Below are 12,262 nucleotides of genomic sequence, written 5' to 3'. Positions count from 1 at the left end.
ACATGGGGAAACCAACTGGATTTATGGAAATCAAACGAGAAAAACCAGCTGAGCGAGACCCTCTCACTCGCTTAAAGGACTGGAAGGAATATTCTGCTCCTTTTTCAGAAGAAGCGTCGAAACGGCAGGGGGCGCGGTGTATGGATTGCGGTACACCGTTTTGCCAGATCGGTGCTGACATTAACGGATTTACATCCGGCTGTCCGATTTACAACTTAATTCCTGAATGGAACGATCTTGTCTACCGAGGCAGATGGAAAGAAGCATTAGAACGGCTTGTAAAAACAAACAACTTTCCTGAATTCACAGGGCGGGTTTGTCCCGCTCCTTGTGAAGGGTCATGTACACTAGCGATTTCCGACCCGGCCGTATCGATTAAGAATATTGAACGGACCATAATTGATAAAGGGTTTGAGAATGGCTGGATTCAGCCTAGAATTCCGAAAAAACGAACAGGCAAAAAAGTTGCCATCGTTGGGTCGGGCCCAGCCGGACTGGCGAGTGCTGACCAGCTGAACCAAGCTGGACATTCTGTCACTGTATTTGAACGCGCAGACAGAGCGGGCGGACTTTTAACTTACGGCATTCCAAACATGAAACTTGAAAAAGGAATTGTCGAACGCCGCATTAAGTTGCTGACGCAAGAAGGAATCGATTTTGTTACAAATACGGAAATTGGCGTTGATATAACGGCTGATGAGCTGAAAGAGCAATTTGATTCCGTGATCCTTTGCACAGGTGCTCAAAAACAGCGGGATCTGTTAATCGAGGGACGCGAATCAAAAGGTGTTCACTATGCGATGGATTACTTGACGCTTGCTACAAAAAGCTATTTAGATTCTAACTTTAAAGACAAGCGATTCATTGATGCGAAGGGGAAAGACGTTATCGTGATCGGAGGCGGAGACACAGGAGCTGACTGTGTGGCTACCGCTTTGCGCCAAAAAGCCAAAAGCGTGCACCAATTCGGCAAACACCCGAAACTTCCTCCGGCTCGCACGAATGATAATATGTGGCCTGAACAGCCGCACGTCTTTACGCTTGAATATGCATATGAAGAAGCAGAAGCAAAATTCGGAAGAGATCCGAGAGAATATTCGATCCAAACAAAAAAATTGGTTGCCGATAAAAACGGCAAATTGAAAGAGCTCCATACGATTCAAATGGAGAAAATGAAAAATGAGCATGGAAAATACGAGTTCCGTGAACTGCCTGGAACTGAAAAAGTATGGCCTGCTCAGCTCGTCTTTATCGCTATCGGCTTCGAAGGCACAGAACAGCCGCTTTTAAAACAATTTGGTGTTGATTCTAATAACAACAAAATCAGCGCAGCATATGGGGATTATAAAACAAATATCGATGGTGTTTTCGCCGCAGGGGATGCAAGAAGAGGCCAAAGCTTAATCGTATGGGCGATTAATGAAGGCCGTGAAGTGGCGCGTGAAGTTGACCGATATTTGATGGGGAGTTCAGTTCTGCCGTAAATAAAGGGGATTATATAAAAAAAGAAACCGGACTGTTTGTCAGCCGGTTTCTTTTTTAATCTATTGTGATTCCGATGTTCCCAAACTGGCTGCCTTCCAGCATACTGGTATATGCTTCATGTGCTTGTTCTATAGGATATGTCCGGTCAAGCACGGGCCGAAGTTTATGTTTTTCCATGAAATGCAGCATTTCACGGAATTCATCACGGCTTCCCATTGACGTTCCCAATATATTGATTTGCGGAAAGAATAAAGAACGCAGCGGAAAACTGAGATTATCACCCGAACTTGCACCAAAGCTGACAATACGGCCGTTCGGTTTAACATGATCAAAGTATTCTGAAAAGAGGGCCGGCCCTATGCTATCGAGAATGACATCAGCTTTTTGTCCTTGAAGATGTTCAGACCAATTGCTGTAACTTTCAAAAGCGTGGTCAGCGCCTAATTGTATTGCTCTTTTTCTTTTTTCCTCGCTTCGAGAAGTCACGCTTACAGTTGCTCCAACTGCTTTAGCCATTACTAGTGCGTAAGTTGCAACGCCGCTTCCAATTCCGGGTATCAAAATATGCTCGCCTTTTTTTAATTGGGCCTTTGTAAAAAGTGCTCGATATGCGGTCAGAGCTGATAATGGCAACACGCCTGCTTCCTCCCAGGATAGATAAGAAGGTTTTTTCACTGCGTTTTGTGAAGGAATGATCACATATTCAGCCAGTGTTCCGTTTGAAGGGCCTCCCAAAATATCCGGAACAGGAGGTACATCATCTGTTACTTCCCAATTCAAAGTCGGTAAAATCACCACTTCTGTTTGAACAGCCAGATGATCTACACCTTCACCGACCGCTTCAATAATACCAGCACCGTCAGAGCCCAGAATAAACTCAGGATCTTGTTCAGTTTTATTTTTCATGAGAAACAGGTCCCGATGATTTAATCCGGCCGTTTTCAACTTTACTTTCACTTCTCCGTATCCGGGATTTTGAGAAGGGATGTCCTGATACGCTAACCCCCGAAGTCCTCTTTTTCCGTTATGAATAACCGCTTTCATGCCGTCTGCCTCCTATATTCCTCGTAATCTATGATCTTCACATATTTTACACAGCGGTTTTCTTCAAGTAAAATGAACAAAAATGATTGCCGGTATCACATTTAATCATAGCAAGAAGGTGACAGTGTGTGGAAAGCGGAGAATTAAAGATATTCCGGGCTGTTGCCCGTGAAGGAAGTATAACAAAAGCAGCCCGGCAGCTGAATTATGTTCAATCTAATGTAACAGCCAGAATCCATAAGCTTGAGACAGATCTGAATATCAAGTTATTTCACCGGACAAATCGTGGAATGACGTTAACGGCTGCGGGGGAAAACCTATTACAATACGCAGATCAAGTTTTAACATTATTAGACGAAGCTGAGAAATCAGCGCAGTTAAGTCAGCATCCGAAAGGGCCGTTGCGGCTTGGAGCATTGGAAACAACAGCGGTCACTCACCTGCCTGAACATGCAGCTTCATTCCTCAGACGTTTTCCTGAAGTTGATTTATCAGTGAACACAGGTGATACGCACAGCTTGGTTCGGCAAGTTCTAGATCATAAGGTGGATGGCGCTTTTGTGTACGGTCCTGTTGAATACATGGATATCAAACAAATTCCTGTTTCCTATGAGGAATTGGTGTTGATTTCACCGGAGGAAGGGGCGATAGAGGACATGCTAAGGCTGCCGATGCTCTTTTTTGGAACCGGCTGCTCTCATCGCGATAGGGTCAAAAGATTATTGGAGGAAGCAGGTATTCAACAGCAAAAAATCATAGAATTTGGCACATTGGAAGCCGTTATCAGAGGTGTTTCCGCTGGTTTGGGAACTGCGCTGCTGCCAAAGTCGGCTATTGCCTGCTCTGTCCATCGCCAAAGGGTGTACGTTCACCAGCTTCCCGCATCATATCAGGATATGACGATTGTGTTTATTTACAGGAAAGACTTTTTTATGACCAGTGCATTTCAGCGGTTTATTGCAGAATTGAACGAAACCAAATTTATCCCATTAGTCTAATCAAGAAGAGAAGGTTCAACAATAGCAGGGGATGCGGGATAGATTTTTGGTTTCGTAAGCTGGAGAGACGGTTTTCAAAAAAACAAAGAAGCTTTAAGGTCTATGAATTGATTAGCTGATCAAACCTTTATGTGTTTCGAATTGTTATCTGGCACATGTCTGGATGTTATATTGAAAGGTATTCGTACCGACCGTTAAGGAGTTTGCGGGTACCATAGGCAAGATTAATCGTTCACAGCAAAAAACTGTACTCGGCAAAAATGAGTACAGTTTTTCTTTTTTATTTATGTTTTAAATTAATTCCGATCGCTGCGCCGTTTCTGCTTGAATCGGCTACTCCTTTGAAGGTGCCGTTTTCACGGTCGATAAAAATGCTTTGCACGTTTCCGATGTCCACTGGACTTGTGCCGAATTTATGGCCCATGTCTTTTAATTTGCTGAGTACATTCTCTGGAACTCCGTCTTCGTATCTGTAGGAGCTCATACTGTTTGTGTAAATTCTCGGCTCTTCAACCGCTGCTTTTAATTCCATTCCATATTCTATATTATAGAGGATGGTTTGCAGCACGGAAGAAATAATCGTTGCCCCTCCAGGAGATCCGACGGTGAGAACTGGTTTGTCATCTTTAAACAAAATCGTCGGTGTCATGCTGCTTAATGGCCGCTTGTTCGGCTGAACTTCGTTGGCTCCGCCTGGAACCGCATCAAAATCTGTTAGTTCATTGTTTAAAATGACGCCGTAATCAGGAACCATAATGCCTGTGCCAAACAGCTGTTCAATTGTTGTTGTATAGGAAACAACATTGCCCCAGCGGTCCGCGACGGTAAAGTGTGTCGTTTGGCCGTCTACTTTATCATTCGGCTGTTCGACTTGCTTATAGTTTGCGGTTCCTTCTTCGTATTTCCAAGGATCACCGGCTTTTGGTTTTTTGTTGACTTCATCTAAACTGATTAATTGCTGGCGCTCTTTTATATAGTCGGGGTGAAGCAAACCTTTGAGAGGAACATTTACAAATTCGGGATCGCCTGCATAAGCCGCACGGTCAGCGTAAGACAAATGCATGGTTTCAGCGAGCAGATGGTATTTTTCCCATGAGCGGATATCATATTGTGAAAGGTTAAAATCATCGAGAATGTTTAGCATTTGCAGCAAGAAAACGCCGCCAGAGCTTGGAGGAGGAGTCGTTGCGATTTGATAGCCTTGATATTCTCCCCAAATTGGTTCGTCAATTGTAATGTCATAATTTTCTAAATCTTTTTCGGTCATTGATCCCCCAAAATCCTGAACAGTATCAGAAAGGGCTTTGGCAAATCTGCCTTCGTAAAAGGCGTCTATGCCTTTCGAACGAATGAGCTTAAAGGTTTTGGCTAGATCTTTTTGAATGAGCGTATCGCCTTCTTTAAGCGGCTCGCCATTCGGCAGAAATACATCCTTAGCGGCAGTCCGTGATAATTTTTCCTGATAATCAGAAATCGCATCTGCTAACACTGAATCAATCGGAAAGCCTTTATCAGCGAGTTTTATAGAGGGGGAAATTAATTGTTTCATCGAACGGGTTCCCCATGTATCCAAGGCTTTTTCCAGCCCTTTCAGTGTACCTGGAACACCAACGGCAGTACCTTTTGTGACACGTTCGGAGAAAGGTATCGCTTTGCCGTTTTCATCGAGAAACATATCCGGAGTTGCGCCTGCGGGAGCGCGTTCACGGCTGTCAATGATCGTCGTATCTTTTGTTTTTCCGTCATACACCATCATAAAACCGCCGCCGCCAATACCTGACATCATCGGTTCTGTGACATTAAGCGCAAACTGAATGGCAACCGCCGCGTCAATGGCATTTCCGCCTTTTTTCAGGACGTCAGCTCCGATCTCTGAAGCGAGAGGATGCGCAGTCGCAACCATTCCGTCTTTGCCTACATCTACTTGTTTGTACTCGTCATAGCCTTTGGGCGGCTTTTTAGCTTCCGCGTGAAATGGAGCACTTCCAGCGACTAACAGAACACTAAGCATGGCTGCTAAACAGACGTTCCACGTTTTTTTCATGTTCTCCCTCCTATTAAGCTGTTATGTTACAATCTTAGCGTAAAAAAAATACAGCGGTTTCACAAGTGACAAATGGTATATTATCTATATCATTCGGCCTTATTTCTGTGTGAAATTGATTATATTGGGGTGAGTCATGTGCTATAGTAGAAACAGCATACGGATTCAGAAAGGAATGCTATATGTATTTAACGATTAAAGAAACAGCAGAATATGCAAATCTTTCAGAGGATTATATTAAAAGTTTGGTGCTCGAAGGTAAAATCAGGGCCGTTCATGACGGTGAGCAATTTTTGATTTATAAGGGACAGTTCAAAACGCATCTCGAACAGCTGGAAAATTACAAAGCGCTCGTGCAGGAAATATTAAATGAACCGATCCCAGAAGATATTGATGTAAAGGATGAAGACTAGGACACAATTTCAAATTGTGTCTTTTTTTTGCATATTTTTTGTGAGCATCTCGAAAAGAAAAGCGTCATATTGCGTTATAAGGGCTTTTTCGGGAAGGGTCAGAGTGATTTGTCTCAGGAGGTGAAAAAGCTTTATATGAGCCTGTAAATGCCATTTCAGAAGATAGGGCGTTTCAAGAGATCTCTTTTCTGCTTATGTAACACTATGTATATTATGTTACATAAATGCCTCCGAACTTTGACATTCAACGTTTTTCCGCTATAATAGTAACATAGACCTCAAAACGTTACATAACGGTTTTTAAGGAGTTTTTTGATGCATATTGTACAGCCGATCCGCAGTTTAGAGAAAATTCAAGATGTAAAACATTATTTACGCAGCAAAAACAAGCGTGATTATTTTTTGTTTATTTTCGGCATTAACAGCGCGCTCCGAATTTCTGATATTTTGCCGCTTCAAGTGAAAGATGTCAGAAATAAAGACCATTTATGGGCTACTGAAAGTAAAACTAAAAAGAAAAGGAAGATTCTCATTTTAGAATCTTTGAAAGCAGAAATACACGAGTATACGAAAGATATGAAAGAAAATGAATACCTATTTAAATCTGTCCGAACCAGAAAGCCAATTTCACGCATTCAGGCATACAGAATTTTAAGAGAGGCAGCCGAAGCGTGCGGACTTGAGGAAATAGGGACCCATACGCTCCGGAAAACATTTGGCTATCACTTCTACCAGCGGACAAAAGATATCGCTGAGCTGCAGAGGATTCTTAATCATTCATCACCCTCAATTACAATGCGTTATATTGGAATCGATGAAGATACAACAAGAGCTGCTTATAAGGTATTTGGAGGGCTGTAAATCAAATGGCTTGAAAATCGTGACAATCGGAGCTACTATATAGATATCAAAAAAGCTCTAGTAGCACAGCGGATAGTGCAGCAGTTTCCTAAACTGCAGGTCGGGAGTTCGAATCTCTCCTAGAGCGTAATAAAACAAAAGGGCAATGGACGATACGTCCGTTGCCCTTTTTATGCTTAACATAAAAAACGCCCGTTTTTCTCGGGCGTTTTTTTCTTATATAACTGCGTCAAAGCGATTTACTTTCCACTTTTTGTTCTCTTTTACAAATGTCACTTTCCGTTTTGCTGAAGGTGATCCGTCCAAAGTAGGAACGGTAAATTCATATGTGACTGTGCCGCCTTTTTTAGAAATGAGTTTAGCGGTTGATTTTTTCCAATTTAAGAGATTGTCTCCGTCACCGACCGGAACAGCCAGTTTTCCTTTTGAGACAATGAAATGATAGTCTTTAAAGCCTTTTTCAATCGCTGTTTTTGAGAAAATAGGTGTTAAGTAATTCACAGCTTTTTCTTTTGTGCCAAGGTCACTGCACATGTATACGTACTGAAGATTTTGATGCTCGAATGTGCCTGATGGGCAAACTGCTTTTTTCGCTTTTGGATTGTGTCCGCTCATTGTATTCCAAAAATGCTCTCTTGCTGTTAGTGCCAGCTGCAATGCTTGTTTTTGTGATAAATCTCCGGATGTGTTTTTCGCAAATGCATTTGTGTTTAATGACAGAATAAGTGCAATAGTGGTTAGAAATAGAAGATATTTTTTCAATGTGGCTCTCTCCTTTAAAATCTCTTTCTCTTATGTTACAAATGTTACAATAGTTACGTTTAGATTACAATACTTTTGCATAAATTATTTTTTATTCTTTCATCTCACCAAAAGACTATGCTGTATCGCACTAGTTTATTCTTGCAGATTGAAAAATGTGTAAAAATAGGAGAATCGGGAAGGGTTTTATAAGTACTGTGGTGAATAGTTACATGTTGCATGTCGTGTTCATTTCAAAAGAAACGGGAGCACGTTAGTGAAACGAGTTTAAATAAAGGAGTCATTCATATGGAAACATTACAAGAAAATCCCGTATCTAAGAAGAAGAGCAATCCATCTGTTTGGCGGTCAATGTCACTATTTTTAGTGCCGCTCCTTCTGAGCAATGTGCTGCAATCAGTGGGCCAATTAGTCGGGATGGTCGCTGTGGGCAGATGGCTTGGCGTAGATGCGCTTGCAGCTGTCTCATCCTTTTTCCCGCTGTTTTTTCTTCTCATTTCATTTACGATCGGCATCGGTTCCGGCAGTTCCATTCTTATCGGGCAAGCCTATGGGGCAAAAAATGAGGAACGGTTAAAGGCCGTTGTCGGAACAACGCTGACATTCACCTTTTTATTAGGAATTGTGTTAGCTGTGATCGGCAGTATATTCACCTTAGATATTCTGCGTCTCATGGGAACGCCGGAAAATGTAATTCATGTAAGTGTCAGCTATGCGCGTATCTTATTTTGCGCAATGCCGTTTATGTTTTTATATTTTGCTTATACCACATTCTTGCGGGGGACAGGAGATTCTAAGACACCGTTTTATACATTGATTGTAAGCACAGTCATCAATATAGCACTTTTACCAATCTTCATTCTCGGCATGTTCGGCTTGCCGAAGCTGGGCATTTACGGCTCTGCTTACGCAACCGTTATTTCTACAATTGTGACCTTTATCGTATTATTGGTGTATCTGCGGAAAACGAAACACCCGCTGCAATTTGATAAGACAGTACGGCGTTATTTGAAAATGGATAAGGAATTGCTGGCGCTTCTGCTGCGTCTTGGTATTCCGTCAAGCATTAACATGATTCTCGTCTCACTATCGGAAATAGCAGTCATTTCATTCGTCAATCATTATGGCTCTGATGCAACCGCAGCATATGGCGTGGTCAATCAGGTAGCCAGCTATGTGCAAATGCCGGCTGTCAGTCTGGGGATCGCGGTGTCTATTTTCGCCGCTCAATCTATTGGAGCGAATGAGTTTGACCGGTTAAAGCAAGTCATTCGGGTCGGTATTTGGCTGAATTATATCATTGGCGGAGTGCTGATCCTCCTTATCTATCTTTTTGCACATCAGATTTTAGCATTATTTTTGACCGAGAAAGATACCCTTTACATTGCACACAGGCTTTTGATGATTACATTATGGAGCTATTTGCTGTTTGGGAATGCCCAAATTATTTCTGCGACGATGCGTGCAAGCGGAACGGTTTTATGGCCGACTCTCATCAGTATTTTTGCCATCTGGGGAATCGAGGTGCCGGTTGCGTTTGTTCTGTCCCACTACACCAAGCTTGAAATACTCGGCGTCTGGGTTGGCTATCCGGCTGCGTTTGCCGTCAGCTTGCTTTTGATTTACGGGTATTATCAATTCATTTGGAAAAAGAAGCAGATCACACGTCTGATTCAATAAACTCCAAAAAAACACTGTTCATTTTGAGCAGTGTTTTTTGTTTACGTAAAGACTAAAGGGAAAACATAAAATGGAGGAAATATTGCGCACAGAATTGAATGTATTATATAAGCATTGAACTAAGGAGAGGTTGAGTACATATGACAAATTATATTGAAAAGATGACGTATTTAGGAACACCAGCTGTCAAAGCGGGTAATGAGCATTTGGAAATGATAGTTGTGCCTGAGTGGGGAAGCAACGTCATTTCTCTCGTAGACAAAGAAACAAAGCTGCACCTTTTACGTGAACCGGAAACAACCAATAGCTTTCATGACACACCTACATTGTATGGAATCCCTATTTTGTTTCCGCCTAACCGCATAAGTGACGGAACATTCAGCTTCCGGGGCAGAACGTATCATTTTGATATCAATGAAAAAGATAAACACCATCACCTCCACGGCTTTCTCTATGACAAAAAGTGGGACATCATAACGATGAAACAAACAGACGAAGAAGTGATCATAGAAACTGAAATTGATCTATCGGAAATTCCCCATGTTTATAAACAATTTCCGCATCATGCTGTTGTACGGATGACATACATTTTAAAAGATAACACTCTTTATAAGCATGCCACGATCATGAATAAAGGGAAGGATGCATTTCCTTGGGGGCTTGGTTATCATACGACCTTCGTTTTCCCAGAAGAGAGCTCTTTATTTTCTCTTACTGCTGATCAGCAATGGGAATTGGATGAACGTTTATTGCCGACCGGAAAGCTGATCGATATACCAAATCAGGAAGCTTTGCACGAAGGAATGCTCTTGCGGCAGCAGCTTGATGATGTCTTTTTATCTTCTTATCAGAAGAGAGGAGGAGAAAATCAGGCCGTCATTTACCATCAGCATGCACACCTGAATATGATCTACAAGGCGGATGAACAATTTAAGCATTGGGTTGTGTATAATGCTGATGGAACACAAGGGTATTTATGCCCGGAGCCTTATACATGGGTGACAAACGCAGTTAACCTTGATCTCCCTTCGTCACTCACTGGCTTACATGTGTTAGAGCCTGGTGAAGAGAAGACAGTAAAAAGCAGCATCACGATTGAGCGTAATCATCGATAGCCAATCAGGAGAGGCGGGATAAGAAAATGGGAAAAAGCATGAAGCTTTATTTTGTAATATTGCTGCTTTTCATCTTTGCTTCCATTCCATATATGCATCATGCTGTACAGGCGGCTGAAGAACAGGATACACTTGCCGGGCAGATTGAAACCATTTTAGCCAATGAACCTGCTTTAAAAGGCGCAATGGCCGGCATTACTGTCCGTTCTGCAGAAACAGGCGACGTCATTTACGACCATTTAGGGGATGTCCGGATGAGACCCGCCTCTACTTTGAAGCTTTTTACAGCCGCTGCGGCACTTTCTGTTCTCGGTGAGGATTATTCTTTCACAACAGAAGTGCGGACAGACGGCCGCCTTAAAGGACAAAAACTGAATGGCAACCTTTATCTGAAAGGAAAAGGAGATCCGACACTTTTACCATCTGATTTTGATCAAATGGCCGAAAAGCTGAAAAAATCCGGCATCAAGTCCATAAAAGGCAATCTTGTCGCCGATGACTCATGGTATGATCATATCCGCTATTCGCCTGATTTGCCATGGAGTGATGAGTACACTTATTACGGCGCGCAAATTTCCGCACTGACAGCGTCTCCAAATGAGGACTATGATGCAGGCACTGTGATAGTAGAAGCCAGCCCGGGAAAGAAAGAAGGACAAAAGCCAGCAATATCAGTGTCACCAAAAACGGATTATGTAGCGATTGAGAATGAGGCGAAAACAGTTGAGGCGGGAAAAAAGAAAGATCTTTCTATCGAAAGAGAACATGGAACCAATACCATCACGATTAAAGGGAGCATACCGGTTGATGCAAGCAAAACAAAAGAGTGGATTTCCGTCTGGGAGCCGGCAGGATATGCTTTAGATTTATTTAAGCAGGCTCTTAAAAAACAAGGCATTACAGTAAAAGGGAAAATCATAATGGGCACAGCGCCCGACTCTTCAGACGTACTGGCCACTCATCACTCAATGCCTTTGTCTAAGCTATTTCTCCCTTTTATGAAATTAAGCAATAACGGACACGCCGAGGTACTTGTAAAAGAGATGGGGAAAGTGGAAAAAGGAGAGGGCAGCTGGGAAAAAGGGCTTGAAGTGCTAAACAGTACGCTTCCGAATTTCAGCGTTGATCCCAAAACACTTATTTTGAGGGACGGTTCCGGGGTCTCTCATATCAACGCCGTATCATCAGACCAAATCACAAAGCTGTTATATGACATCCAAGATGAAAAGTGGTTTCAACCTTATCTGCATGCTCTGCCGGAAGCGGGGAACAGTGACAGACTGGTAGGCGGGACGCTAAGAAACCGCATGAAAGACACTCCGGCAGAAGGAAAAATAAGGGCAAAGACCGGGTCCTTAAGCACTGTCAGCTCTCTGTCTGGCTATGCAGAAACAAAGAGCGGAAAAACGCTCGTTTTCTCTATTCTTCTAAACGGTTTGATTGATGACTCGGATGGCAAAGACATTGAGGATCAAATTGCTGTTATTTTGGCAAATCAATAAAAACGCTAAACCTGTTTTCCGCGAAAACAGGTTTTTTTATATTTCTTTTTACATTATTGCGCTTGTTTTTAAAACATCCATCTAAATATTGTAGAAATGTAACTGATACTGAGGCGGAGAATATCTTATAAACGGTTCAACACTATCCTCATATGAAATTAAATAAATGAAGAAAAAATCTAGTTATGAAGAACTATTAAAAATCGATACTTTCATAACTTTACATTCGAAATCCTAATAAAATTAATCAAAAAAAATAAATAATTAATACTATATTCAAAAAAATGTTATAAAAATTTTATATTTTTTATTGTACTTTAAAAAAATTCGGTTAATATAATGCATATATGGATTATAT

The 12,262-nt window shown here is 42.0% G+C and carries 10 protein-coding genes and 1 tRNA gene; 8 read left to right on the top strand and 3 right to left on the bottom strand.

The genetic code is table 11. The features are described from left to right. Positions 1-2: 2 nt before the first annotated feature. Positions 3-1,484, top strand: coding sequence for a glutamate synthase small subunit (gltD, locus tag CJU60_RS04155; protein ID WP_095713040.1), 1,482 nt, complete (start codon positions 3-5; stop codon positions 1,482-1,484). A gap of 55 nt (positions 1,485-1,539) precedes the next feature. On the opposite strand, the gene CJU60_RS04150 is transcribed toward gltD, so the two are convergent. Continuing rightward, entirely contained in the window at positions 1,540-2,529 is a 990-nt protein-coding gene (locus CJU60_RS04150) for a zinc-binding dehydrogenase (protein ID WP_095713039.1), read from the bottom strand. A gap of 128 nt (positions 2,530-2,657) precedes the next feature. Between CJU60_RS04150 and yofA the strand changes: the two genes are divergently transcribed. Next, complete coding sequence (yofA, locus tag CJU60_RS04145) at positions 2,658-3,527, top strand: LysR family transcriptional regulator YofA (RefSeq protein ID WP_095713038.1); 870 nt, start codon at positions 2,658-2,660, stop codon at positions 3,525-3,527. Between the two features lie 280 nt (positions 3,528-3,807). Here yofA and ggt read toward each other — a convergent pair whose 3' ends face one another. Next, positions 3,808-5,571 (bottom strand): gamma-glutamyltransferase, encoded by a 1,764-nt coding sequence (gene ggt / locus CJU60_RS04140; protein ID WP_095713037.1) that lies wholly within the window; start codon positions 5,569-5,571, stop codon positions 3,808-3,810. A 182-nt stretch (positions 5,572-5,753) separates the two neighbouring features. Here ggt and CJU60_RS04135 point away from each other — a divergent pair, with 182 nt between their 5' ends. The 3 genes from CJU60_RS04135 to CJU60_RS04125 all read left to right on the top strand — a co-directional run bounded on the left by CJU60_RS04135 (position 5,754) and on the right by CJU60_RS04125 (position 6,972). After that, complete coding sequence (locus tag CJU60_RS04135) at positions 5,754-5,984, top strand: excisionase family DNA-binding protein (RefSeq protein ID WP_024121629.1); 231 nt, start codon at positions 5,754-5,756, stop codon at positions 5,982-5,984. A gap of 315 nt (positions 5,985-6,299) precedes the next feature. Then, positions 6,300-6,845 carry a site-specific integrase gene (locus CJU60_RS04130; protein ID WP_095713036.1) on the top strand — a complete coding sequence of 182 codons (546 nt, stop codon included), beginning with the start codon at positions 6,300-6,302 and terminating at the stop codon, positions 6,843-6,845. Positions 6,846-6,899: 54 nt separating this feature from the next. Continuing rightward, a tRNA-Arg gene (locus CJU60_RS04125) sits at positions 6,900-6,972 on the top strand. Between the two features lie 89 nt (positions 6,973-7,061). On the opposite strand, the gene CJU60_RS04120 is transcribed toward CJU60_RS04125, so the two are convergent. Next, positions 7,062-7,607 carry an IseA DL-endopeptidase inhibitor family protein gene (locus CJU60_RS04120; protein WP_095713035.1) on the bottom strand — a complete coding sequence of 182 codons (546 nt, stop codon included), beginning with the start codon at positions 7,605-7,607 and terminating at the stop codon, positions 7,062-7,064. A gap of 288 nt (positions 7,608-7,895) precedes the next feature. Here CJU60_RS04120 and CJU60_RS04115 point away from each other — a divergent pair, with 288 nt between their 5' ends. The 3 genes from CJU60_RS04115 to dacB all read left to right on the top strand — a co-directional run bounded on the left by CJU60_RS04115 (position 7,896) and on the right by dacB (position 11,904). Then, on the top strand, positions 7,896-9,287 hold the full coding sequence (locus CJU60_RS04115; RefSeq protein WP_095713034.1) for an MATE family efflux transporter: 1,392 nt from the start codon (positions 7,896-7,898) through the stop codon (positions 9,285-9,287). Between the two features lie 140 nt (positions 9,288-9,427). Beyond that, positions 9,428-10,402 (top strand): aldose 1-epimerase, encoded by a 975-nt coding sequence (gene galM / locus CJU60_RS04110; RefSeq protein ID WP_095713033.1) that lies wholly within the window; start codon positions 9,428-9,430, stop codon positions 10,400-10,402. 26 nt (positions 10,403-10,428) lie between these two features. Continuing rightward, the gene (gene dacB, locus CJU60_RS04105) at positions 10,429-11,904 is read left to right on the top strand and encodes a D-alanyl-D-alanine carboxypeptidase/D-alanyl-D-alanine endopeptidase (RefSeq protein ID WP_095713032.1); all 1,476 of its coding nucleotides are present in this window, start codon (positions 10,429-10,431) and stop codon (positions 11,902-11,904) included. Positions 11,905-12,262 lie beyond the last annotated feature (358 nt).

The organism is Bacillus sp. 7705b (genome assembly GCF_002289525.1).
In the GTDB taxonomy this organism is placed as follows: domain Bacteria; phylum Bacillota; class Bacilli; order Bacillales; family Bacillaceae; genus Bacillus; species Bacillus halotolerans.
The sequence above is the reverse complement of the archived record's forward strand: the minus strand, read 5'-3'. Positions and strand labels throughout refer to the sequence as shown.

Bases quoted from the DNA above. Each gene is read 5' to 3' on its own strand.
- CJU60_RS04135 (WP_024121629.1), top strand. From the start codon at position 5,754: ATGTATTTAACGATTAAAGAAACAGCAGAATATGCAAATCTTTCAGAG.
- dacB (WP_095713032.1), top strand. From the start codon at position 10,429: ATGGGAAAAAGCATGAAGCTTTATTTTGTAATATTGCTGCTTTTCATC.
- CJU60_RS04130 (WP_095713036.1), top strand. From the start codon at position 6,300: ATGCATATTGTACAGCCGATCCGCAGTTTAGAGAAAATTCAAGATGTA.
- galM (WP_095713033.1), top strand. From the start codon at position 9,428: ATGACAAATTATATTGAAAAGATGACGTATTTAGGAACACCAGCTGTC.
- ggt (WP_095713037.1), bottom strand. From the start codon at position 5,571: ATGAAAAAAACGTGGAACGTCTGTTTAGCAGCCATGCTTAGTGTTCTG.
- CJU60_RS04150 (WP_095713039.1), bottom strand. From the start codon at position 2,529: ATGAAAGCGGTTATTCATAACGGAAAAAGAGGACTTCGGGGGTTAGCG.
- gltD (WP_095713040.1), top strand. From the start codon at position 3: ATGGGGAAACCAACTGGATTTATGGAAATCAAACGAGAAAAACCAGCT.
- CJU60_RS04115 (WP_095713034.1), top strand. From the start codon at position 7,896: ATGGAAACATTACAAGAAAATCCCGTATCTAAGAAGAAGAGCAATCCA.